This window comes from Treponema bryantii NK4A124 (assembly GCF_000421345.1).
GTDB classification, from domain to species: Bacteria; Spirochaetota; Spirochaetia; order Treponematales; family Treponemataceae; genus Treponema_D; species Treponema_D bryantii_B.
Map to the genome: position 1 here is coordinate 40,030 of NZ_ATWV01000015.1, position 23,911 is coordinate 63,940.

General features: G+C 41.7%; 20 protein-coding genes. 4 read left to right on the top strand and 16 right to left on the bottom strand.

Going from position 1 to position 23,911, the window contains the following annotated elements; genetic code table 11:
- Positions 1-128 precede the first annotated feature (128 nt).
- From G626_RS0113160 to G626_RS0113175, 4 genes are all read right to left on the bottom strand, one after another.
- The gene (locus G626_RS0113160) at positions 129-989 is read right to left on the bottom strand and encodes a nucleotidyl transferase AbiEii/AbiGii toxin family protein (RefSeq protein WP_022933254.1); all 861 of its coding nucleotides are present in this window, start codon (positions 987-989) and stop codon (positions 129-131) included.
- The gene (locus tag G626_RS0113165) at positions 986-1,582 is read right to left on the bottom strand and encodes a type IV toxin-antitoxin system AbiEi family antitoxin domain-containing protein (RefSeq protein ID WP_022933255.1); all 597 of its coding nucleotides are present in this window, start codon (positions 1,580-1,582) and stop codon (positions 986-988) included. The genes G626_RS0113160 and G626_RS0113165 overlap by 4 nt, the downstream gene beginning before the upstream one ends.
- A 155-nt stretch (positions 1,583-1,737) precedes the next feature.
- Complete coding sequence (locus G626_RS0113170; protein WP_022933256.1) at positions 1,738-2,775, bottom strand: GGGtGRT protein; 1,038 nt, start codon at positions 2,773-2,775, stop codon at positions 1,738-1,740.
- A 20-nt stretch (positions 2,776-2,795) separates the two neighbouring features.
- The gene (locus G626_RS0113175) at positions 2,796-3,497 is read right to left on the bottom strand and encodes an iron-sulfur cluster assembly scaffold protein (RefSeq protein WP_022933257.1); all 702 of its coding nucleotides are present in this window, start codon (positions 3,495-3,497) and stop codon (positions 2,796-2,798) included.
- 357 nt (positions 3,498-3,854) lie between these two features.
- Here G626_RS0113175 and G626_RS0113180 point away from each other — a divergent pair, with 357 nt between their 5' ends.
- Together G626_RS0113180 and G626_RS0113185 are read left to right on the top strand one after the other, a co-directional pair.
- Entirely contained in the window at positions 3,855-5,174 is a 1,320-nt protein-coding gene (locus tag G626_RS0113180) for a PP2C family protein-serine/threonine phosphatase (protein WP_156003348.1), read from the top strand.
- 69 nt (positions 5,175-5,243) lie between these two features.
- Positions 5,244-6,623 carry a PP2C family protein-serine/threonine phosphatase gene (locus tag G626_RS0113185; protein ID WP_022933259.1) on the top strand — a complete coding sequence of 460 codons (1,380 nt, stop codon included), beginning with the start codon at positions 5,244-5,246 and terminating at the stop codon, positions 6,621-6,623.
- A gap of 105 nt (positions 6,624-6,728) precedes the next feature.
- Here G626_RS0113185 and G626_RS0113190 read toward each other — a convergent pair whose 3' ends face one another.
- The 12 genes from G626_RS0113190 to G626_RS0113245 all read right to left on the bottom strand — a co-directional run bounded on the left by G626_RS0113190 (position 6,729) and on the right by G626_RS0113245 (position 21,681).
- Positions 6,729-7,994, bottom strand: a complete 1,266-nt coding sequence (locus G626_RS0113190; protein WP_022933260.1) for an argininosuccinate synthase — start codon at positions 7,992-7,994, stop codon at positions 6,729-6,731.
- Positions 7,995-8,099: 105 nt separating this feature from the next.
- Entirely contained in the window at positions 8,100-8,726 is a 627-nt protein-coding gene (locus G626_RS0113195; protein ID WP_022933261.1) for a hypothetical protein, read from the bottom strand.
- Between the two features lie 15 nt (positions 8,727-8,741).
- Positions 8,742-9,290: a hypothetical protein gene (locus G626_RS0113200; RefSeq protein ID WP_022933262.1), complete on the bottom strand. Its 549-nt coding sequence runs from the start codon at positions 9,288-9,290 to the stop codon at positions 8,742-8,744.
- A 78-nt stretch (positions 9,291-9,368) separates the two neighbouring features.
- Entirely contained in the window at positions 9,369-10,595 is a 1,227-nt protein-coding gene (locus G626_RS0113205; protein ID WP_022933263.1) for a VWA-like domain-containing protein, read from the bottom strand.
- Between the two features lies 1 nt (position 10,596).
- Positions 10,597-11,673 carry an AAA family ATPase gene (locus tag G626_RS0113210; RefSeq protein ID WP_022933264.1) on the bottom strand — a complete coding sequence of 359 codons (1,077 nt, stop codon included), beginning with the start codon at positions 11,671-11,673 and terminating at the stop codon, positions 10,597-10,599.
- A gap of 13 nt (positions 11,674-11,686) precedes the next feature.
- Positions 11,687-12,259, bottom strand: a complete 573-nt coding sequence (locus G626_RS0113215) for a hypothetical protein (RefSeq protein ID WP_022933265.1) — start codon at positions 12,257-12,259, stop codon at positions 11,687-11,689.
- 15 nt (positions 12,260-12,274) lie between these two features.
- Positions 12,275-14,533, bottom strand: coding sequence for a methyl-accepting chemotaxis protein (locus G626_RS0113220; protein ID WP_231365121.1), 2,259 nt, complete (start codon positions 14,531-14,533; stop codon positions 12,275-12,277).
- A 110-nt stretch (positions 14,534-14,643) separates the two neighbouring features.
- Positions 14,644-16,554 carry a diguanylate cyclase gene (locus G626_RS0113225; RefSeq protein ID WP_022933267.1) on the bottom strand — a complete coding sequence of 637 codons (1,911 nt, stop codon included), beginning with the start codon at positions 16,552-16,554 and terminating at the stop codon, positions 14,644-14,646.
- Positions 16,555-16,627: 73 nt separating this feature from the next.
- Positions 16,628-17,407 (bottom strand): uridine phosphorylase, encoded by a 780-nt coding sequence (gene udp / locus G626_RS0113230; protein ID WP_022933268.1) that lies wholly within the window; start codon positions 17,405-17,407, stop codon positions 16,628-16,630.
- Positions 17,408-17,486: 79 nt separating this feature from the next.
- Complete coding sequence (locus tag G626_RS0113235; protein WP_022933269.1) at positions 17,487-19,715, bottom strand: hydratase; 2,229 nt, start codon at positions 19,713-19,715, stop codon at positions 17,487-17,489.
- Positions 19,716-19,807: 92 nt separating this feature from the next.
- The gene (locus G626_RS0113240; RefSeq protein ID WP_022933270.1) at positions 19,808-21,178 is read right to left on the bottom strand and encodes an anaerobic C4-dicarboxylate transporter; all 1,371 of its coding nucleotides are present in this window, start codon (positions 21,176-21,178) and stop codon (positions 19,808-19,810) included.
- Positions 21,179-21,243: 65 nt separating this feature from the next.
- Entirely contained in the window at positions 21,244-21,681 is a 438-nt protein-coding gene (locus tag G626_RS0113245; protein ID WP_022933271.1) for a hypothetical protein, read from the bottom strand.
- A gap of 120 nt (positions 21,682-21,801) precedes the next feature.
- Here G626_RS0113245 and feoB point away from each other — a divergent pair, with 120 nt between their 5' ends.
- Both feoB and G626_RS0113255 read left to right on the top strand, forming a co-directional pair.
- The gene (gene feoB, locus G626_RS16745; protein WP_022933272.1) at positions 21,802-23,595 is read left to right on the top strand and encodes a ferrous iron transport protein B; all 1,794 of its coding nucleotides are present in this window, start codon (positions 21,802-21,804) and stop codon (positions 23,593-23,595) included.
- Between the two features lie 40 nt (positions 23,596-23,635).
- Positions 23,636-23,911: hypothetical protein (locus tag G626_RS0113255; protein ID WP_022933273.1), on the top strand; the 276-nt coding region annotated here is incomplete at its 3' end.

Sequence of the window (23,911 nt, forward strand, 5' to 3'; positions counted from 1 at the left end):
CCAGCTGTTCTGTTGTGGGCAAATAAAAATTATATTCACTTGCATGAATTGTCGAATTATCTTCCGGGAGAGTCATTTTTCAAGCTAGAACCCTCTACGCACCGCAAAAAGCAGCATTCTTATCCATTTTATTTCATAGCTTGAATAATCGTAGTAAAGAACTCTGCACTCCACAAGTCCAGTTTGCGTTCGTCCTGAATAAAGGGGCGAACGTCTTTTTTTGCGGCTTCAAAATCAATTTCTTTGAAACGTTCACAAAGCATTTCTTTTAAAACTGGTAGTGTAAGAGTATCACCAGGATTCCACTTTTTGCTTTGTTCAAGACGCTTTTGTAAGTGAGGAAGATTAGGCTTTGTTCCTCTCGAAAGATACCAGACTAAATCGTAAAAATCTCTGCCCTTTACTCTGTTCTTCCAGGCGCGGCATAAAACCGCATGAAGCTTTCCCGCAAAAAGAGAGGCCTCATCGTACATTTTTACGGCATAAGGAATTGGAAGTAAGGCATACTTTGTTTCATATGTTGCAAGAGCCGGAGGGTTAGTATCTATTTCGAATTTTATTTTGATTTGTTCTCCACTATGAAGGCCTGCAACCAGAGGTTGTGAAGGAACAATCTTTAATAATTGAATCAGCGTTTCGCCCTTTATAAAAGCTGATTGAACTGCACTTTCCTTTGTTTTTGTTTTTTGTTCTACTGTTAGAGAAAAACCGGCGGCTGCAAGCTCTTCTTCGAGAAATGTAAAATACTTTGAAAGAGAAAAAGCTGGATCTGGACTACATAAGGAGAAATCCATATCTTCGCTAAAGCGATCCAGCCCATAAAAAATGCGCAGGGCTGTTCCACCATAAAAAGCCGCTTCCTTAAAAAAATCTCCCCGAGCAAGACCGCACAAAGCTACTTCCTGAATAATCTCTTTAAGGGCATTTTTATAATCTTCTGTATTTTTACATTCATAGCGTTGAAGCATTGATTGAATTACACTTGTCATTGTTTGCCCTCCTTTTCCAGCAGCCTGCATAAAAAATTAAGATTCTTTTTTTTATAAAGCGGACACAAAAAAAGAAGGGCTTCCCGGTTCAGCTTTTTGAATTCTTCTTCATCAATGCGAAGATTTTCAAACAAAAGCTGCTTTAACGCCTTTAAAGAAGTTACCGGCTTCTGCTTACAAAGAGTATCACAAAGAGCCTTTTCGGGAGTTGCAATTAAATAGCCCCGGTCATTCCATACCTGAACCATAGTTTCATGCGGATAAGCGGCCAGAGGAATATCCTGATAGGTGTAGGTTCCAAAATCATTTGTAAACTTTTTAGTACGGTTTTTGCAGGTTGTAGCAGACGTATAAATAGTTACCCTTTCTGGAATAAGCCCATAAAATGAAAGTGCATATTCAAAGGAAAGATAAGAAGGACCATAAATTGAACAGGAAAGAATATGAGGAGGTATATCACTTTCGGTTTCGTAGCGTCCGTGCCTTATATGATGATATACTCCCTGCCTGCGAAGGGAGGCAAGCTTATTGTTTGGAGAAGAATAATTTTGTTTTTGCAGCGATTCACAAAGTGTTATTGTATCCCAAAACATATCGATTTCCACCAGATATTTGAATATTACTGCATTATCTGGAGGAAATCAAGTATTTTTTTTAGATAAAAAAAGACACCTCCTGAAGGAAGTGTCCTTATATACGGTGGTTTCGATACGGCACTCCGTGCCTACTCAACCACCGTGGTATTCAATTAGAATGAGCCGGCAACAGCTACGGCACATGCTACCGTGCATCCTACCATAGGGTTGTTACCCATTCCCATGAAGCCCATCATTTCTACGTGAGCTGGTACTGATGACGAACCTGCGAACTGTGCATCTGAGTGCATACGTCCGAGAGTATCAGTAAAGCCGTAAGAAGCTGGACCTGCAGCCATGTTGTCAGGGTGAAGTGTACGACCTGTACCACCACCAGAAGCTACAGAGAAGTATTTCTTACCTGCAAGGAGACGCTCCTTCTTGTAAGTACCTGCAACAGGGTGCTGGAAACGTGTTGGGTTTGTTGAGTTACCAGTGATAGAAACATCAACATCCTCGTGCCACATGATTGCAACACCTTCGCGTACATCGTCAGCACCGTAGCACTTTACGATAAGGCGGTCTGGGTTAGATCCGTATGGAACTTCCTTTACAACCTTAAGAGCCTTGTCTGTACCTTCGCCGTTGAAATAGTCGAATTCAGTCTGAACGTATGTAAAGCCGTTGATACGTGAAATAATCTGAGCTGCGTCTTTTCCAAGACCGTTCAAGATAACGCGGAGCTTGTTCTTGCGAACCTTGTTAGCGTTAGCAGCAATCTTAATAGCACCTTCAGCAGCAGCGAAAGATTCGTGTCCTGCGAGGAATGCGAAGCACTGTGTTTCTTCTGAAAGAAGACGTGCACCCAAGTTTCCGTGTCCAAGACCAACCTTGCGGTCATCAGCTACAGAACCTGGAAGACAGAATGCCTGGAGTCCCTTACCGATGTTAGCAGCAGCTGTAGAACCAGACTTGTCTCCTGTTTTTTCTGCTTCTTTGATTGCGATTGCAGATCCAAGTACATATGCCCATTTAGCATCCTCGAAACAAATCTGCTGTGTAGACTGACAGATTTCGTATGGATCGAAACCACGAGCCTTACAAAGGTCGCGGGCTTCGTTCAAACCAGCCTCACCTTCTTTAAAACCATATTCTTTAAGAGCCTTATTCACCTGAGGAATGCGGCCTTCAAAATCTTCAAATAATGCCATAATTCTATTCCTCCTGTGACCTATTCTTTACGTGGGTCGATAAGTTTTACCATACCCTGATCTGCAGTTACACGACCATAGTGTGTGCGTGCACCAGCAATTGCTTCTTCAGCTGGCTTTCCAGCCTTAAGAGCGTCCATCAATTTACCGAAGTTGATACAGTTGTAACCGATAATCTGATTGTCCTTATCGATTGCACAAGTCTCAACATAACCTTCTGTCATTTCAAGGTAGCGAGGACCTGTTTTGCGTGTAGCAAACATTGTACCTACCTGAGAGCGGAGGTTCTTTCCGAGGTCTTCAAGAGAAGCACCAACTTTAAGTCCGTCCTTAGAGTAAGCAGACTGTGAACGACCGTAAACAATCTGGAGGAAAAGTTCGCGCATAGCTGTGTTGATAGCATCGCAAACAAGGTCAGTGTTCAAAGCTTCGAGAACAGTTTTACCAATAAGGATTTCTGAAGCCATAGCAGCTGAGTGAGTCATACCAGAACAACCGATAGTCTCAACGAGTGCTTCTTCAATAATTCCTTTCTTGATGTTCAAAGAAAGCTTACAAGCTCCCTGCTGTGGTGCACACCAACCGATACCGTGTGTGAATCCAGAAACATCTTCAATTTTCTTAACCTTTACCCATTCTCCTTCTTCAGGGATAGGTGCTGGTCCATGATATGCGCCTTTTGCCAAAGGACACATATGCTCCACTTCTGCAGTGTATGTCATGTTTTAACTCCTATAAAAAGACAGAGAGGAAACTTCAGTTTCCGAACTGGCTTTTTACGCACATTCGTAACGAAGTGAGAATGTGCAATAAATATAAAGTTTGCAACGCAAACTTTGAAAGTAAAAAACTGACAGCATCCTGGCAGTTTTTTACTTAGCTCCTATAAACTGTTATTCTATAAAATACCATTTTTAAAGGATTATTACAATAATGTATTTTTCAATTTGCTTTATCCAGTTTCTTACTATATAATTATATATATCATTTAAAAATAGTTGTCCGAAAAATCAATTATTGAGGATGACACTTTGAAAAATTCAAAATCTAAGTTCCGGGCTTTTTGGGATAATTTCATTATGGATAAAGACCTGAAAGCGGGACTCATAGCTAAAAATTTACACCGACTCGCTCAGCTTGAGCAGATTCTTTTTACATTTGGATTAATAATGACGCTTGTAACGCTGATTCGTTACGGCAGCGACGTAAAAAATCATCTTATTGAGTTATTTTATTATTTAGCATACATCGTAACTAGTGTTCACGTTCTTCTTGTCGCTATTCATACTGTTCATCACCCGGAGTGGCCTGTATGGAGACGTAATCAGCCAACATACATAGGAATTTTTGAAGTCCTGGTTCTCAGCATTATCGTATTGTTCAGTTCAAGTAATCCAATCAGTCCTTATACGGTTTACACAAATGTCTGTATTATTGCAATTGTAATGCTTTCGGTTGAACCAATCTTCTTTATTCCCCTGCTCTTTCTTTTTTCTTTTATCATCATTCACAGGCTATGGGATCAAGGTAATGCTTACATGGCACTTAATATTCTTTTAACCACAATTGTAATGTCTGCCCTCAGCCTTTACAAATGGAATTCACTGATTAAGGAATTTCGCCTTGAAAAAATTCGCGATAACCATGTAGAAGCTATTGAAAAAGAAATTGAACTTGCCGCTTTTGTACAGGAAAGCTTTTCTAAAAGAAAAATGCCGGAACTCAAGGACTTTGACATTGCTTATTACAGCAAGGCTATGGCCGGTGTTTCGGGCGATATGTATGATTTTTATACTGATGATGAGATTCTTGAAGGTGCTGGTATATTCGACGTTTCTGGCCACGGAATATCTTCTGGCCTTGTAACAATGCTTGTCCGAAATATTTTTCAGCAGGAATTTCATCAGAACGAAGACAAAGCCCTTTATGAAGTAATGGAGATTATTGATAAACGTATTCGTGTAGAAAAACGTAATATCGAAAACTATCTTACAGGCATTCTCCTCCGCATGAAAGGGAGCAAAATAGAAATTGTAAATGCCGGTCATCCCTGCCCGATTTTATACAGGAAAGAAAGCGGAGAGTGTAATTATTTTGATGAAAAAAGAAAATTTTCAAGTACTGTAATCGGGCTTTCTTCAATAGAATCCTTTTTCCAGGAAACCACTTTTGAAATGAAAAGCGGTGATGAAATTATTCTCTTTACAGATGGTATAAAAGAAGCAATGAATACCGCCCATGATGAATATGGAAATTCGAGATTATTAGAGTCTGTAAAAAACGCTGTTCAGCAGGATTTTGACAGACAGATTCCTTCAGTTTTATCTGATATGGGGCATTTTACAGAGAATGCAGATCAATCTGATGATATCACAATTGTAATTATCCGGAAAAAATAAATAACAAATAATTAGCATAATAAGAAAGTTGAAAAAATTAAAATCTCATTGTAAAATTATTAGATTAATATGAAAGGACATAAAAATAATATATTCATCCGCTTCTACGATTACATGACAAAAAAATACAAGGCTCCTGAAGAGTGTAAGCTTCTTATGGCTGAAAGAAATCTTAACACCATGTTTAAGGCTCAGGTAATGCTGATTCTTTTGGGTATTTATGGTCTGGTTTCTATTCTTATAACTAATAAGGGAAATTATATGTCCGTTATCCCAAGATTTATTTATTTTGGGGAATATATTGTTTTTGGCTTTTTATGTATTTTTGCTTCTGCAAAGCTTAAAAAACTTACATTTGTCCGCTCAACCATCAAAATGATTCCAACCTATTTTCTTTTCCTATACCTTATGGTCTACCCTATGTTCATATTGTTTTATGAAAAGAATACCTTTAATTCCATGATTGTTTATGCCTGCGTTACCGTAAACTTCCCTGTATTTTTTGACATTTCGCCGGCAATTTTTACCCCAATAGTAACGATTGCTTCTGCTACTCTTTTACCTCATATTTCAAAAGAATACAGTATGTTCATTGTAATGGATTCTGTAATCTTCGTTCTTATTCTTTATTTTCTTTCGTTTAAAAGATGGGCAACTGAAAAGGATAACTTCCTCCACCACAGAAGTGAACACGAATACAAGGAAAATATTGAAAATGAACTTCGTCTTGCTCAGGTAGTTCAGCAGAGCTTTTTTAAGCACAATGAAACAATTTATGAAGACTGGGCAATTTCTTATTACAATAAGCCTATGGCCGGCGTTTCCGGAGACTTTCTTGATATATACAGCACCGACAATAAGCTTGACGGAATAGGAATTTTTGATGTTTCTGGACACGGTATAGCTTCCGGTCTTGTAACCATGCTTGTAAAAAACATCATCTTCCAGGAATTTTATAACGGCCGCAACGATAAACTTAAAGCTATTATAGACCGAATCAATATCCGTTATATAAAAGAAAAAGGTAATATTGAAAATTATCTTACCGGTATTGTATCACGCATGAACGGCAACAAGATTGAATTTATAAATGCCGGCCACTCTATGCCGATTTATTATAGTGCACAGGAAGATTCGGCAAATTACGTTGAAGATGATAACACTGCCTTTGGAGCAATAGGTCTTCCAGACATTCCAACAAATTTTGTGTCCCATACTGTAGAAATGAAACGCGGAGATGAATTGATTTTCTTTACCGATGGTGCTACGGAAGCTACAAATGCAGATGGTGATGATTTTGGAAAAGACAGATTATTAAAATCTATTTTCAGAAATGCAGACAGACCGCTTACGACACAGGTAAACTGCATCGTAAGCGATATTCTCACCTTCATTGGCAATGAGCCTCAGAAGGATGATATAACTATTATAATTCTTAAAAAGAAATAAGATAAACGGTAGTTTCGATACGATAGGTGCTTTAGCACCGTACTACTCCAACCACCGTTTACTCGCCGGTGGTTGAGTGATGCGTAGCATCGTATCGAAACCACGCTACTCAGTAGGTCTCTTCTTCAAATTTTTGCTTTCAGCAATTGCCTGGCCTTCACCAACACTCTGCTCCATCATAGCGCGAACCTTAAGTGGAAGACCTGCCAGTGTAATGAAGCCCTGAGCATCCTTATGATTGTAAAGTTCACCGGTTGTGAATGAAGCGATTGATTCGTTATAGAGGCTGTACTTAGAACCAGAACCAGCGCCACGAATAGCACCTTTCACAACCTTAACCTTTGCCCAGCCAGTTACAGTTTCTTCTGCCTTGTCCATAAAAGCCATGCAGGAATCCATAAGAGTTGTGAACCACTTTCCTTCGTAAATAAGCTCTGCCATGCGGAGGCTTACCTGCTGCTTGTAGTGGTAAGTTTCGCGGTCAAGACAGATGTGATCCATCATTCTGTGAGCGAAGTAAAGAATTGCTCCACCCGGTGTTTCGTAAACGCCACGGCTCTTCATACCAACAAAGCGGTTTTCGCAGATATCTACAAGACCAACACCATTGCGGCCACCGATTACGTTGAGCTCGTTGAGAAGGTCAAGAGAGTTCATCTTCTTGCCGTTGAGTCCTACTGGAATACCCTTTTCAAAGTCGATAGTTACATATTCACCGTCGTTTGGAGCTTCCTCCGGAACTGTTGTATTTTTAAGCATGTGCTTGTAATTTGGCTCGTTCTCTGTCTTCTCGAGCTCAAGACCTTCGTGGCTCAGGTGCCAGATGTTCTCATCGCGTGAGTAAGACTGGTCTTTCTTCATTGGAACTTCGAGACCGCGGTCTTCGAGATATTTGATTTCTGCCTCACGGCTGTCCATATTCCATTTGTCATCGCGCCATGCAGCAATTACCTTGATATCTGGAGCAAAAGCCTTGATTGCAAACTCAAAGCGAACCTGGTCATTTCCCTTACCTGTAGCACCGTGACAGATTGCAACTGCCTTTTCCTGACGTGCATATTCTACAAGGATTTTTCCGATAAGAGGACGTGCAGTTGAAGTACCGAGAAGATATTCATCCTCGTAAACTGCATTAGCCTTGAGTGCCGGCCAGATGTATTCTTCGATATATTCCTGACGTGCATCTACAACGTAACATGCGCTTGCACCAGTTTTAAGAGCACGTGATTTGATAGCATCCCAATCGTCTCCCTGTCCTACGTCGACACAAACTGCGATTACATCGTAGTCATAATTTTCTTTAAGCCATGGAATGATAACTGTTGTATCAAGTCCACCTGAGTACGCTAAAACGACCTTATCTTTTGCCATATATAACCTCTCTTGGTGGTTTCGTATTTCGACAAGCTCAACAAGCGTGTGATTTGCTTACTCGACCACCATATTTTTGCATAAATATACAGAAAATATACAATTTTATGCAAAAATATGCAAGGGATTTATATCTGAGATTTCCTGCATAAAGTTGTCTTCGGTCAGGTGTATTTTTATTTCTTCTGGAGGTATTCCGAGAATGAGGAAAAAAACGCCTTCTGCAGAATCTGCTTCTTCAAGGTGCCATACCTGCTGCGATGAAGCAAACTTTTTCTGCAGGGCTGCTTTTATAAAGTTACAGGCAAGTTTTGAGCGTCTGTCATCTTTCTGCTTTTTTTCGATTCTTTCTTCCAGCTGCAGCAGATACTGGTCCCGACGGGAAAGAAATTCTGAAATTTCCGGAAAGGGATTATAAGGAAACTTTGCATCTGCAATTTTAACAAAGTCTTTGCCCTGCCTTTGCAGCAGGGAAGCCTTTATCTGATTCTGAATAAAAAGTCTTAAGCGTATAGTTGAAGTTACTGGTACTTCCCAGCTGGCAGAGCCTGTTTTTATATCGGTAACAGCAGCAATTTCCGGATGTGCCAGCGAGAAGCGGTCAAAGGCAGCCTGAACATCAGCTAAAGTAAGGCGCTCTGCACCGGTTCTCACCATATTTTTATGCTGTAAATGTACAAAAATCTCCTTCCAGAAATCTGCTTCGCTGTCACTATACTTTAATTGGCTCATTTTTTTATTCTACTATTAAAACTTAAAAGATGCACCTGCTTTCAAAATAGCAGTTGACGGAAAGTTTCCTTCAACGAAAATGTTGAATCTTTCAAAATCTGCCTTAAGACCAAGTACAGTTACATCAAATATCGGATTTACTCCTCCCTCAGGAACAATAAGTACACCACCGCTGACAGCATGATAAATCTTAAAATGTTCCCAGCCATACTGACCGGTTACCTTAGCCTGTAGCGTAATTAAGTTCAGAGGCTGAAAGCTTTCATAAGAAACAAAGGCTCCCAGGCCCAGATGATCCCAGAAAAAGTGATTATAGCCTGCAGAACAAGAAAAAGCAAAAGTTTCTTTTTCAACTTTTTCCTCATTGTTATAGTTTGCAAGTGCGTCTGCAATTGCAAGAAAGGTACCGCTGAAAAGGCCTACAAAAGAGACTGTTCCAACAGTGAGGTATACTTCATTATTATTTTTTACTTTTTTTTCTGATTCAAATGCATCTACTTCCTGAGCAAAAAGCCCTGCAAATGCGAAGGAAATAAGCATAAATGTCATAATAATTTTTTTCATAGGAACCTCCTTGCAGCAAAAGTGCTGTAATTATAACACAAAAGAAACAGAAAACTGTCCCTTTTGTTACAAAAAAACTTAAAAAGGAAGATATGTTACAGAAGAACCTGGTAGTTTTTCTATCCAGTATCGGGATTTTTCAAAGGAAAGTCTGCTGTCTAAAATCCAGAGGACAGTGCCGTGGCCATTCTTAGCAGAATTTATAACTCTATAAGGCGGATTTCCTTCTCCATCTGTAAAAATTATCATTCCGCTGTATTCATTGCTATGCTGGATATAATACTCATAGGGTGCTTCAAAGCTGGTTCCGCCCCGCCCTTTTATTTCTTCCAGATTGATTTTACTGCGGCTGCCTCGGAAGGTAATAGGACTTGTATTTTTAAGGTTTACATCAAAAAAAATCAGGTCAATTTTTTCAATAATTCCAAGAAAAAAGAAATTACTGATTGCATGATAAAAGTTTGAAAAGCTTTCTTCTGTTATAGAGCCGCTTACATCTACAGCAATAAGAATATTTGCCTTGCGGTCGTAACGGCTTCCCATTGCAGAAAAGCCGTAGCGGCGGCTTGGTCTCATTCTTGTAAGGTGACGCTGAGCGCTTACTATTTTTGCCCGAAATCGGGTAAGAGCACGTTTGTAGTCAAAGGAAAAATCTCCGCTTTCCCTCAGCTCAAGTGCGAGATTGCCGCCACTTTCTCCCCAGCCTTCATCAATATCAGCCTTTTGAATCTGATTTTTAATATTCTCAAGGGCTTCCTGATTTTCTTCCCAGAGCTCGCCGGCTTCTTCTGCCTCAAAGAGACCAGGAAGTTCTCCTCCCTGCCCCGCAGACTCGGAGCCTGCAATAGATTTTTCTATCAGATGAAGAAGGCGGCGGTACCAGGTTTCAAAGGGCAGTTTTTCCATAAGATCTATGCGGCCAAGCTGGGGATTACATTTTAGAAAAGAAAGGCCCGGCAGCTCATAAGGCAGAGCTTCTAAAGTCTGCTGATCCATAACCTGGGAAATAACGACATCACTGGCCAGCAGAAGAACCTTCTTTTTACAATTGTAAGGCTGGCGCTCATAGGGGTGGCCAAGGAGAATACGGGTTGCTTCTACTTTAAGACAGGCCTGAAGCTGAGTGTCAGAGCACTTTTCCAGCAGAGACGGATTATATTCAATGCGCAGCTGACCGCTTCTCATGGGAATAGAAAGAGATTTATTTTCCACAAGAGAATGAGAAGTCAGGATTGAAAAATATAAAGGCTGAGTCAAAAACCAGCTGCGGCTGATTTCTGAAAGCCTTGCGGAAAGCTTTTGCATATTATAAATCCGAAATAGTTTCCAGCAGCTTTTTATAAAGAGGCTGGCAATGTTCGTTTATAAAGTTCAAAGTATCAGGATATTTTTCTACCGAGCAAAGAGATATAAAATGAGCAGCCGCCTCTCTATTGCCATTAAGCAGAAAATCACAATAATCATTAAGATTTTTTGCAATAAGGGATGTAGCTGCAGAGCTTTCACTGTTAACTCCAGCTTCAATAAAAGAGAAAAGACTTTCGCTTACCAGGCAGAGCTGGGGAACAGAAAGTGTCGAAAGCCCCGAAGTAAAACCAGCATCCCCATCTTCCGAACACAAAATTGATTTAGCAGAAGGAAGAGAAGAATCATTTACAAAACGGAAGAAAAGAGAAGCCGCCTGTGAGCCAACTATTCCGCTCACAAGAACAAGCTCCTTTTCGCTCAGGGACTTAAAGTTTTTTATGATATTTGAAGTACGTTCCCAGCTGCGCCTGTCAGGACTGCGGCTGAGGCCGTCTGAATCATCAAGAGACGAATCCCCGTCAAGATATTCAGGATTTTCAGAAATAAAGTCAATTATGCGGGAATCAAGGCCAACCCCGCGCGCCCACTTTATCCAGTCCTCTACACTCGGCGCAAACTCATAAATATTAAAACGGCTCACAAGCGCGGGGTCAAGTTCAGTCAGCTGGTACTCGCTGCCGCCATTAACCGCACTTATAATACGGCTTCCGGCAGGCAGACATTTACCTGCCAGCTTACGGTTTAGAGTAAGGTCCATAACAGTCTGCAGCACCTCGGGACGTGCTCTGTTCAATTCATCCAGAAATAAAACAATCGGCTGGCCATCCACAGGAAACCAGTATGGCAGCATAAAGTCTGTAAGGCCAGTTTTTTCGTCCAGGTGAGGAAGGCCGATTAAATCTCCCGGGTCACTCATCTGACCTAAAAAAAGAGTAACGACTTTTTCACCGCGGGCGGCGAAAAAGTCTTCTAAAATACGGGATTTTCCAATACCGTGCCGGCCAACCAGCATAATGTTCTGTTCGGCCGGAGTATTTTCAAGAATATAGTTAAGCTGAGACGAATTAATTTTCATAATGAAAATCAGTCTACTTTATGAGACGAATATTATCAACAAAGAAGTGCGATTCTTTCATAAGAATATCCCAGCTGTTGTTGTAAATAGAGATTCGTCTTACGTCATGAAGTCTGTCTGCGTACTTTTGCAGGTCAAATACCATGGTGTGTTTACCTTTCGGTAAATCATACTGGGCAAGGCTGCACCAGTTCCAGGAATCTGTTGCCTGAATAACTAAGGTAATGTTGTAGGTATAGTTTTCCGGATTATAAAAATCAAGGACAATATATTTAGAACCGGAAAGATCATTGGTTCCATCATAAAACCATACTCCAGATTTTGTAGAGTTTTTATCCATAACATCCATAGTCATTTCAAGCGAATGAGAGCCTTCCGAAGCCCATTCTTTTGAAATATTTGCGCCTGTTGAATTTTTTACAGAACCATACTGGTCCCAGTCAAAGCCTGCCCAGATCCAGTAATTACCTTTTTCAAAGCCGTCAAAAAGAACTGTAGTTCCTTCTGGAAGTTCTATATCTACCTGAGCAAAAAGCATAATGCTTGAAAAAATCATTAAAAATACAAAAGCAAATTTCTTTTTCATATTTTACCTCCAGTCCTATTCAACCTTGAACTTATTCATTGCATCACGAAGCTTTGCAATACTTTCTACGTTCTTTTCTACGTATTCATGGGCCTTCTTTGAAAGCTGGCCTATTGCATCTGTTTTTTCGGTCATGTTCTTAACATTTGTATTTACAGATGTAGTCATGCTTGCAATGCGGTCCATTTCATAAGAAACCTGTTTGCTTCCTTCCATCATTTCATCAGAGTCGTTCTTTACGTTTACCGTAATATCATTAATGGCATGCATAAGCTCAAGAACCTGCTCTCCACCCTTATTCTGCTGCTGCATTTCTTCATCAATGATAAGCTCCTGCTCACTTACAGTTTTTGTAAGTGCAAAGATGCTGTTGAACTGATTCTGTACCTGAATAGTAGACTCTGTGACAGTCTTAATAAGATCCTGAACATCCTTAAGTTCATTCTGAATCTTTGTACCCTGAGAGTTTGATTCCTCTGCAAGCTTACGGATTTCACCTGCAACTACAGAGAAGCCCTGTCCACTGTCTCCCGCATGAGCCGCCTCAATTGCCGCATTCATGGCAAGAAGGTTTGTCTGGCTGGCAATATTACGGATTACCGAAGAAGCTTCCTGAAGGTTCTTTGAACGGTCCTGAATCTTTGCAGAAAGGTCAGCCATGCTGTTGATGAGCGACTGACCAAGCTCAGAAGCCTGTTCAAGCTGATTCATAGAAGTTCTGTTATTATCAAGAATGTTAGAAACATTTCTGATATTTGCCGTCATCTGTTCAATAGAAGCCGCAGACTCAGTAACACTCGAAGCCTGAGTATCAATATTTTCATTAAGCTTCTGAATATTCTTAACAATCTGATTTACTACAGAAAGAGCCTCTTCTACACCAGCCGCATGATCCTGCATCTGGTTTTGGATTGCTTCGATACTTGACGTAATATCTACTACAGCCTGCGAAGTCTGATTCATAGACTCATTAAGCTCGTTTCCAATTTCATCCATTTCTACGCTGGAATTTTTTACATCCTTAATAGAAACAGAAAGCTTATCCATAGTCTTATTAAAGCTTTCGCACATTGCACCAATTTCGTTATTCTGTCTTGCGTGCAGACGTACTGTCATATCACCATCACCTTCACTGATATTCTGGAGGGCTTCTACAGTAGTCTTAAGAGGCTTTGTAATTCCGGTAACGACACCGTATACAATAATCATTACAATAACAATCTGCAGGGCAAAGGCTATAATAATAATCCAGATGGTTTTCCAGGCACTTTTGTCTATCTCGTCTTCCGGAGTTGTGGTTACAAAGAACCATGATTTTCCGGAGCGGTCTACCTGAGCTTTAACAATTGTAACAAAGAGATTCTGATTATTGAGTCTTGTTGAAAAGGCTTGTGTAGAATAATCAATATAACAGTCAGAAATATCATCGCCATCCTGTGCACGGCTGCCATCCGGCTTGATATAAACCGGATTAAAATAATTTTTCAGATTTGTATCAAGGAAGAAAGCCGATTTATTACCAGCCTGTGAACTGTCGGAAGATGCCAGAACAGCACCGCTGGAGGTTATGAATTCGCACTTCGTTCCATGGAAAATTGACTCTCCATCCATCATTCCATCCAGACCGGAAAGAACAATATCAATTCCCGCAATACCAGAACGCTGACCGAGAGAGTTTTGAATCTGGCTGAAAACCTTTGCACTAAGCACTGACTCACCATCAAGAGTTGTAAGAACCGGCTCACTGATATATGAATAAGGTGTATTTGCAGCCTGTTCTATCTGAGCTTCAGAAAACTCTGTTACAATATCATTTTTAATACGTCCGTTTCTATCGCGGATGTAGTGAATTTTAAACTGTCCAGAAGGGTTATCATCATAATCAGCGCGGCGCTTATCCTTATGGTCGAACATATTTGGCAGCCAGTAAGCCCAGGCTGAATCTATAGTAGAAGATTTTACCATAGCACGTACCGCCTGCTCAGCCGCAGAAGCTCTCTGCTTTTCTGGAATAGCCCAGGTACCACCTAAAAGACCTGCAAGTGCTTCCGCTGCATTTACAACTTCCGTCATTCTGCGTTCTACCGAGATGCTTTTTGCTTCACTTAATGTAATAATACTTTTAGTAATCTGTTCCTTGTTACTTCTCAAAACTGTCCGGCCAATAATAAAGGTCATAATAACAGAAACGAGAACCATTCCGATTCCAAGAGACAAAATGAGACTTAATCGGATTGAGGTTTTAGAGGAATTATTACCCATTAGTTTCTCCATAATACAGAATTTAGTATACTTAGAATAAACCTTGATTACTTTTTTTTCAATCTAAATAATGAAACAAAATTCCAAACTTATATTACAAATCTATATAAATAAAGGAATTATCAGTGGCTTTCTGCAGCAGCTTTATCATCTTCCTTATGGAAGGCCTGTTTCTGCTCGTACATGATGTTATCTACGTTTTCGACAGCCTGTTCGAGGGTTAAATCTGACTGTGCGGGCACGGAATAGGTTCCTACGCTGGCAGAAAGGTTATATGGAAGGTGCATCACAGAAGTTTTTGATGCAAGTCTCTCCTTAATTTGAGTGCAGTAATCTTCACCATTGTAATTTTTACTGTTTCCTACAACCAGGAACTCGTCTCCACCATAGCGGATAACAAGCCAGTTTCTAGGCACGGTTTCCAGTACAGCGGCGGCTACAGTTTTTACGGCAAGGTCTCCGTGAAGGTGGCCGAACTGGTCGTTAATATGCTTCATCTTATTGATATCAACAAAGAAGAGAACAGTAGTAAGACCATTCTTTTTGTTCTGGGCATAATATGGTTTTGCAAGCTTATCCATTCCCTGTCTGTTGAGGGCACCAGAAAGGGCATCGCGGGTAGAAAGCTTAAGATACTGCTGGCTCATCTGCTTGAACATGTTCTTTTTGCGGAAGTGCTCAATACTTGTTCCAATGGAACGGGACCAGATATAGCCGTATCGATTATTAATCATGGTCAGATTATTTTTTGCGACATAATAACCGTGAACATAAGAGTGATGATAAATCGGCATAAACATAAAGGTCGAGCTTTCTTCGCTCTTCATCTTAGCAGGAATAAGGTCGCGGGTATTTATCATTTCGCGAAGGTATTTTTTATTATCCTGAATGGAACAGATGGCCTGAACCTGAGTTCCGTAATTTAAGTTTTGCGGAAGATTTTCTGCTGAATTGATAAGTACAGAAGTCCAGTCAGATTTCATAAAAATACAGAAGTTTTCACCTTCGAAATTATGCGATTTTGTAAGAAAGTTTTCGATATTTGTAAGCAGGGTAAAAACATCTGCCGCTTCTGCAAAAATCTCTTCAATAACTTCTATCTGGGTATTGAACTCTTCTTTTTTGTAATCTTCATCAAGAAGATTAAGAGTGAGAATTGACTGCAGCTTTGTATTGACGTTTGCACAACCGCAGGACTGCCGCAAAACCGGTGTACTTTTTACCTTCAAAATTTGAGCAGGATTTACACCAAACTGCAGGCGGTTTATTACCTCTGCACCAAGAAGCTCAGCATTATTATGAACTGTTGTAAGAGAAGGATTTGAACACTTTGCTTCTGGAATATCATCAAATCCTATTATTTTAACTTTTTCCGGAACTGATATTCTGTTTTCATTACAGACTTTTAGAAGAGCCAGACCAATTAAATCGTTGGCACAACAAACGGCCTGAGGGAAAGTGTTTCCCGCCTTTATATAGCTGGCAAAAAATCTGTAGGCACAATGATAATCGCTGTATTCAATAGAAAAAACTTTCTTTGCATCAAACTCTATCTGATTATCTTTTAAAACTGTAGTATAGGCTTTATACCTTTCGCTAATATCTACAGAAGCTTCCTTTCCTGATACATAAGCAATATCCCTTACATTATGCATTTGGATAAGATGATTTAAAGCTTCATAGGTTCCCGAATAATTATCTACTTTAAGACAGCAAATGCCTTCCAGTTTTTTATTAATGCTTATAGCCGGTTTTCCAGATTTTAAAATCCTGAGACGTTCGCGTTCGAGAATGCGGGCATTGCCGATTAAATCTGCAAGGACAACAATGCCGTCAAAATCTTCATAGTGTATGAGATTGAATATAGAAGCACCGGTATAATTTGGAAAGCCTGAATACTCTGTATAATTGTAGGTATTGAATAAATAAATATCTGTATTCTTTCCCTGAACAGCCTTCTGCATTCCTTCCATAAAATCTTTAAGAAAGTAAGTGCACCAGCCACAGGCAAGTACGGCGATCTTCTTCTTCATAACATAAATTATAACATGATTTTATATTACTTGCAAAAAAAAAGCCCCACTTAATTGTGGAGCATTATTGTAATTATTTATTCTTGTCTTCAAGAATGAGACGGCGGAGAGCTTCTACTCCAACAGTGATTGCAAGCTCTGTATCGTGAGCCTGTTTGTTAGGAAGTCCTTTTTTAGCACGCTCCTGGTTTGCAACTACAAGGAAGCAGGAACCTACGCGGACACGGAGGAACTGGCCTGCAATAAAGAGAGCCGCACTTTCCATTTCTGATGCAAGACACCCCATTCGAAGCCAGGCCTGCCATTTATTTTCGAGCTCGTAGCTTACAGGCATAACTTCTGGTTCATGCTGGCCGAAGAAGGAATCCTTGCACTGAACAACGCCTGTGTGGTGCGGCGCCTTGAGGTCGCGGGCGGCGGATACAAGGGCGTTTACACAGTCCAGATTTGCAACTGCAGGATATTCGATTGGTGCAAACTCGCGGGAAGTTCCTTCCATACGAACAGCACCTGTAGCAATAACAATGTCGCCGCCCATTACGTCTTCCTGCATACCACCGCAGGTTCCAACGCGGATAAAGGTGTGGGCGCCGCATTTTGCAAGCTCGTCTATGGCGATTGCGGCAGAAGGTCCACCGATACCGGTTGAAGTTACGCTTACAGGAACTCCTTCGAGAGTACCTGTGTAAGTTGTATATTCACGAACATCTGCAACAAGCTTTGGATTATCAAAGTGTGCAGCAATTTTTTCGCAACGCTTTGGATCGCCCGGCATGATAACGTACTTACCGATGTCTGCAGGGCCAACGCCTGTGTGATACTGTTTTCCTGAACCTTCTGTGTAGTCTACCATAATCTTTCTCCTGTAGAGATTGTCCGGTCAAGCCGGACAATGACAATTGTGTCATTCCCCGGCTTGACCGGGGAATCCATTATCCACGATAGAAATTAATCAAACATCCCGCAAGGATGATTTTGCGCTCGTCGTCTGTGAGGTCTCCGGTACTGAGTTCAAACTCATTTACAGTGCCGTCTGCCTTTACAGCGTATGCTTTGCAGCTCGGAAGCTTTTCGCTAACCATCTTCTTTACATCCGGGATAAATACATAGTCACCGTTTGCAAATGGAAGATTCTTGTCTCCATCTTTGTACAAGAATGGAAGCATACCCCAGTTGATAAGGTTAGAGCGGTAACGCTTTGTAGCATATTCATTTGCAATGTTTGCCCAGCCACCAAGAACCTTCTGGCAGCTAGCAGCCTGTTCACGAGCCGATCCGTCACCAGGCTTTACAGCGAAAATTGATGAACCAAGACCTGCAGCCTCAGCACGGGCACCATAACCTGCAGAGAACTTTTCAAGAGCTGCCGCTGCAGTCTTTACTTCAGCCTTCACTTCTTCACTGCCATCACGTACAGCCTTTGCGCGTCCAACGTACGCAGGGTCGCGGCGGCTAAGTGTAAACTCAGCAAGCCCGAGTGGATTTGAACGGAATGATGAAGTTTCTCCTGAAGGAATAAGTTCATCTGTTGTAGTTACAGGGTCGTGAATCTCAGATACAATCTTAATGAGAAGGTCATCTGAAAGTGGCTTCATTGCAGGCCAATCCTTAATGTTCGGACCAAACTGAATTTCAACTTCCGGATGAGCAACGCCCTTTGAATCGTATACACGTTTTTCGTAAATTGCCTTGTCAAAGAAATATTTCTTTCCGCTGAACTCTGTATCGAATTCTGTTGCGGCTGTAAGGAATCCCTTGTTTGCGGCAGTAGCTGCGATAGAACGTGCATCCATAAGGGCAACGCTTGAAAGCTGGCCGTTCTGAATCTTTGAACCTTCGCGGTTAGGGAAGTTTCTTGTAGAGTGACGGATAGAGAAGGCACCGTTAGCAGGAGTATCACCTGCACCAAAACATGGACCACAGAAGGCAGTCTTTACTACTGCACCGGCATCAATCAATGCACCAAAGGCACCGTTCTTCATAAGTTCCATATAAACAGGCATAGAAGCAGGATAAACGCTCAATACGAACTTGCCGTTTCCTGAGTCCTTACCCTTAAGAATATCAGCAGCAGCACAGATGTTTTCAAATCCACCACCTGCACAACCGGCAATAATTCCCTGGTCAACATAAAGTTTTCCGTCAATAATCTTGTTATGGAGATTGAAATCAACCTTGTCACCGAAGCTTACCTTTGCGCGCTTTTCTGCATCAGTCAAAACATCATCAAGATTTTTATTTACTTCTTCAATTGTATAAGCGCAAGACGGGTGGAATGGCATTGCAATCATTGGGCGGATTTCGCTCAAATCAATTTCGATTGCACCGTCGTAATATGCGCCGGCAGCAGGCTTGAGCTCTTTATAAGCTCCCACTCTTCCATGAATTGCATACCACTCTTCAACCTTGCCGTCTGTTTCCCAGATAGAAGAAAGACAGGTAGTTTCTGTAGTCATTACATCAACACCGATACGGAAATCAGCAGAAAGGTTAGCAACGCCAGGACCAATAAATTCCATTACCTTGTTCTTTACAAATCCGCTTGCAAAAACTTCTTTAATGATTGCAAGGGCAACGTCCTGAGGCCCAACGCCAGGAACAGGAGCGCCAGTCAGATAAATTGCAACAACTCCAGGATAGTTTACATCGTAAGTCTTTCCCAGGAGCTGCTTTGCGAGTTCTCCACCACCCTCACCGATTGCCATAGTACCCAAAGCACCGTAGCGTGTATGAGAGTCTGACCCCAAAATCATGGCACCGCATTCAGCAAGCATTTCGCGGGCATACTGGTGAATAACAGCCTGGTGAGGAGGAACATAAACTCCGCCATATTTCTGAGCACAGGTCAAACCGAACATGTGGTCGTCGTCATTGATTGTACCACCAACAGCACAAAGAGAGTTGTGGCAGTTTGTCAAAACGTAAGGAATAGGGAACTTTTCAAGACCAGATGCACGGGCTGTCTGAATGATTCCAACATAAGTAATATCGTGAGAAGTGATTTTATCAAACTTGATTTTAAGCTTGCTTTCGTCTCCGCTAGTGTTGTGTTTCTGTAAGATTGAATAAGCGATTGTTTTTTTTGCGCCGTCTGCAGATGCTCCTGCCGCAGGGCTAAGTTTTCCGTTTTCGTAAATTGCACCGGTTTGCCAGAGTTTCATTGTGATTTCCTTGTTTAAAATGTGTCATTCCCGGACTTTCCCCGGGAATCTTTGTTTTCATTGAGAATATCATATTTCGCAGCTTCAAGCAATCAATAAAAAATCTTCACAAGAATTGTTCCGACGATTGTCGAAGTAATTACGCTGGTAAGCCCAGGCAGCATAAAGCTGTGATTGAGCAGGTACTTTCCAATTTTTGTGGTACCCGAACGGTCAAAGTTTACCGTAGCAATATCACTCGGATAGTTTGGAATAAAGAAGTAAGCATAAACACTTGGCATAACTCCAAGCAGGACAGGTCCAGGAATCCCCAGTTTGTAAGCCAAAGGAAGCATTGCCACAAGCGTTGCTCCCTGAGAATTAATAAGAACACTCACGGCAAAAAAGGCGAAGGCAATTGTCCATGGGAAGCGCTCAACAATACCCTTAAGGCCGCTTTCGATTACAGGAAGATAGTTTGAAAAGTAAGTGTCGGCTAACCAGGCAATTCCGTAAATGGCAACAACCGCCACCATACCACTCTGCCATACTGCCCCGCTCACAGCCTTTTTAGGAGAAGCCTTGGCAAAAATAATCATAACAGCAGCCGCAGTAATCAATACAATCTGAATAATAAGATTCATACCAAGGCGGCTGGCTTTTTCACTTCCATCGGCAAGTTTTGCAATATACTGAGGACGAATATCATGTCCAGCAATCTGCATAAGAGAATAGAAGACAATCAGCGCAATTGCTCCAAGGAAGATGAAAACAGAAATCTTAGCCTCTTTAGAAACCTGCTTGTCCAGAACAGAAGCATTAGAACCATACATATAAGCCTTAGTTTCAGGATCTGCAAGGCGGGCCTGAAATTCAGGATCCTTGTCCAGGTCTTTTCCGCGTTTGTATGAAACAAGGGCTGCCATAAGAATACCGCAAAGACAGGAAGGAATTGTAATTGCAACAACCTGAACATTATTAACATCAAAACTGTTTGCACCAGAAATTACGACAAAGGAAGCAACAGCCGCAGAAATCGGTGAACAGGTAATTCCTACCTGACTTGCGATTGAGGCAACGGCGCAGGGACGCTCAGGGCGGATTCCTTTTTTCAGGGAGATGTCGGCAATAATCGGCATAAGAGTATAAACGACGTGGCCGGTTCCGACAAGTACAGTTAAAAAGAAGGTACAAAGAGGAGCCAGAAAAATAATCTGGTTAGGATGCTTACGAAGAAGCTTTTCTGCCAGCTGAATGAGCCAGTCCATTCCACCCGCTGCATGCATCATTCCCGCACAGGTAATGGCCGCAATAATAATGTAAATTACATCAGTAGGTGGATTACCGGGCTTCATTCCCACACATAAAACCAGAATAAAAAGTCCGATACCGGAAATAGCACCAAGTGCAAGACTTCCATAGCGCGAGCCCACATAAAGAGCCGCCAGTACAACCAGGAATTCAAGAATCATTGCAAGTGTCATAATCACCTCTTGAATTCTATTGTACACGAGGAAATTCAATTTGTCGAATTAGAAACTATTAAGCCTTATTCGAAATCATCATAAATTTTATTTACATTCAGGCGCTTTTTATCTGTACGCTTGGAATGTGGCTTTGGACCATTTTTACCGCCGCCACTTTTGCTTTCCTTCGCCTTTTTTACATCTCCGTTTGTAAGCACGCTCATAGACTTTTCGCTGGCAAGACGGCGTTTTCTGGCATCACCTTCGAGGCCTACGGCGCTATCAGCCTGTTTTATAAGAATATCATTCGCTGAATTGAGATGAAGGGCAAAATGAAGATTATTGTTTTCTTCTATATATAATATAGCGGCTTCTATATCTGTAAAGGCAAGGCCGGCCTTCTGCTTGCCCTGAAGTTTTATATTTTCTCTGATTTTTTTTGCAATAAGAGCTTCTGTTATTAAGGATTTTTCTGAAAGCTGAATAAGAGCTGCTGCAATTTCTTCCTGTATCTGATTCATATTTTTATTATATATTCTTTTTCCAAAAAATGCATTATTATGAAAGTGTCATTGTCGGGCTTGACCCGACAATCTTTTTAATAGATTCCCCGGTCAAGCCGGGGAATGACAGGGGAAACAATGACATTAAAAGATTTACAGATTGGACAGTCTGGATGCATTTCTAAGGTTGGCGGAAACGGTGAGCTTCGCCAGCACTTTCTTGATATGGGTGTAATTCCGGGTACGGTGATTACTAAAATTAAAACAGCTCCTATGGGAGACCCTGTTGAGTTTGATGTAAGCGGTTATGAGCTTACCATGCGCCTTGATGATGCTGCGAAAATTGAAGTTGAAGCAGAAAATTCGGTGGTTGAGTGCCCGTCAGGGCGTATCGAAACCACCGGCGGTGCAACCGAGCACCCAGGGCTTGGTGAAGGCGGACGCTTCCACGCTAAGGACGACGGCGACCCGCTTCCTGCCGGCACTACCCTTACCTATGCCCTTGTGGGAAATCAGAACTGCGGTAAGACTACCCTTTTTAATCAGCTTACAGGTTCAAACCAGCATGTGGGAAATTTCCCTGGCGTAACCGTAGACCGCAAGGACGGACAGATTCGCGGACAGGCAAATACTCTGGTAACCGACCTGCCCGGCATTTATTCCATGTCGCCTTATACGAGTGAAGAAATCATTTCACGCAATTTTGTATTAAACGAAAAGCCTAAGGGAATTATTAATATAGTAGACGCAACTAATATCGAACGAAACCTTTACCTTACCATGCAGCTGCTTGAGATGGACGTGCCTATGGTAATTGCCTTGAATATGATGGATGAGGTTACCGGCAACGGCGGCTCTGTAGATGTAAACAAGATGGAGGAGCTGCTGGGGGTTCCGGTTATTCCTATTTCTGCGGCAAAAAATCAGGGTGTTGATGAGCTTATTAAGCACGCTATTCACGTTGCACACTTTCAGGAAAAACCTCTTCGTCAGGATTTTTGTGATGAAAATACAGGCGGTGGTGCGGTTCACCGTGCCCTGCATGCGGTAATTCATTTGATTCAGGATCACGCAGAAAAAGCCGGCATTCCGGTCCGCTTTGCAGCAAGTAAACTGCTGGAAGGTGACAAGAGAATTGTTCATCAGCTTGATTTGGACCTGAACGAAAAAGAAACCCTTGAGCACATTGCCCTGCAGATGGAAAATGAACGCGGCCTCGACCGCTCTGCCGCAATTGCAGACATGCGCTATGCTTACATCCGTAAGGTTTGCAGCCAGACTGTTCATAAGCCTCACGAAAGCCGGGAGCGGGTCCGCTCTCAAAAAATTGACGCCCTGCTTACCGGCAAGTACACAGCCATTCCGCTTTTTATTCTGATTATGGCGGGCGTTTTCTTTTTGACCTTTAATGTAATCGGTGCCTTTTTGCAGGGGCTTCTGGAGCAGGGAATTGATGCGCTCACAGGTCTGGTTGATTCTGGCCTTAGCGCAGTTGGCGTAAACGAGGTTTTACACGCCCTTATTATCGATGGTATTTTCGCCGGCGTAGGCAGCGTGCTTTCCTTCCTGCCTGTTATTGTTACCCTCTTTTTATTTTTATCGCTGCTGGAAGATTCGGGCTACATTGCCCGCGTTGCCTTTGTAATGGATACGCTGCTTAGAAAAATCGGTTTGTCAGGCCGCAGCATTGTTCCTCTTTTGATTGGCTTTGGCTGTACGGTTCCGGCAGTTATGTCTACACGAATCTTACCTAGCGAGCGCGACCGAAAGATGACAATTCTTTTGACTCCTTTTATGAGCTGTACCGCAAAGCTTCCTATTTATGCATTCTTTACCGCTGCCTTCTTCCCCGGACGAGGAGGCCTTATTATGACAGGCTTGTATGTCCTTGGAATTATTGTGGGTATTCTTGCTGCCCTGCTTTACCGTTGAACTGACCCCAGAAAGTTAGACACTTTTTGGAGGTTAGGAAATGGGATTTACGCTTCAACATCCGATTGACTTGAGAGTAAAGGTTTTGGCAGAATACAAGGCAGGAGTTGTCGGTTACAAAACACTTGCAGTCAAATATGGGCTGCCGCGAGATACCGTAAGGTATTGGGTTTTGCAACAAAGAGACGGCAGAGGATTGCCTGTGGATACCAAAAACGAAAAAACTATCATTGATGAACAGAAGGATATTGAATACTACAAAACAGAAGCAGAATACTGGAAAGCCTACGCAAAGAAACTTGAAGCAATAAGGTTT

Coding starts and splice junctions, on each gene's coding strand:
- G626_RS0113235 (WP_022933269.1), bottom strand. CDS start 19,715: ATGAAACTCTGGCAAACCGGTGCAATTTACGAAAACGGAAAACTTAGC.
- G626_RS0113175 (WP_022933257.1), bottom strand. CDS start 3,497: ATGACATACACTGCAGAAGTGGAGCATATGTGTCCTTTGGCAAAAGGC.
- G626_RS0113195 (WP_022933261.1), bottom strand. CDS start 8,726: ATGAGCCAATTAAAGTATAGTGACAGCGAAGCAGATTTCTGGAAGGAG.
- G626_RS0113170 (WP_022933256.1), bottom strand. CDS start 2,775: ATGGCATTATTTGAAGATTTTGAAGGCCGCATTCCTCAGGTGAATAAG.
- G626_RS0113200 (WP_022933262.1), bottom strand. CDS start 9,290: ATGAAAAAAATTATTATGACATTTATGCTTATTTCCTTCGCATTTGCA.
- G626_RS0113180 (WP_156003348.1), top strand. CDS start 3,855: ATGGATAAAGACCTGAAAGCGGGACTCATAGCTAAAAATTTACACCGA.
- udp (WP_022933268.1), bottom strand. CDS start 17,407: ATGGTAGACTACACAGAAGGTTCAGGAAAACAGTATCACACAGGCGTT.
- G626_RS0113210 (WP_022933264.1), bottom strand. CDS start 11,673: ATGAAAATTAATTCGTCTCAGCTTAACTATATTCTTGAAAATACTCCG.
- G626_RS0113160 (WP_022933254.1), bottom strand. CDS start 989: ATGACAAGTGTAATTCAATCAATGCTTCAACGCTATGAATGTAAAAAT.
- G626_RS0113190 (WP_022933260.1), bottom strand. CDS start 7,994: ATGGCAAAAGATAAGGTCGTTTTAGCGTACTCAGGTGGACTTGATACA.
- G626_RS0113245 (WP_022933271.1), bottom strand. CDS start 21,681: ATGAATCAGATACAGGAAGAAATTGCAGCAGCTCTTATTCAGCTTTCA.
- feoB (WP_022933272.1), top strand. CDS start 21,802: ATGACATTAAAAGATTTACAGATTGGACAGTCTGGATGCATTTCTAAG.
- G626_RS0113215 (WP_022933265.1), bottom strand. CDS start 12,259: ATGAAAAAGAAATTTGCTTTTGTATTTTTAATGATTTTTTCAAGCATT.
- G626_RS0113205 (WP_022933263.1), bottom strand. CDS start 10,595: ATGCAAAAGCTTTCCGCAAGGCTTTCAGAAATCAGCCGCAGCTGGTTT.
- G626_RS0113220 (WP_231365121.1), bottom strand. CDS start 14,533: ATGGAGAAACTAATGGGTAATAATTCCTCTAAAACCTCAATCCGATTA.
- G626_RS0113240 (WP_022933270.1), bottom strand. CDS start 21,178: ATGACACTTGCAATGATTCTTGAATTCCTGGTTGTACTGGCGGCTCTT.
- G626_RS0113185 (WP_022933259.1), top strand. CDS start 5,244: ATGAAAGGACATAAAAATAATATATTCATCCGCTTCTACGATTACATG.
- G626_RS0113165 (WP_022933255.1), bottom strand. CDS start 1,582: ATGTTTTGGGATACAATAACACTTTGTGAATCGCTGCAAAAACAAAAT.
- G626_RS0113225 (WP_022933267.1), bottom strand. CDS start 16,554: ATGAAGAAGAAGATCGCCGTACTTGCCTGTGGCTGGTGCACTTACTTT.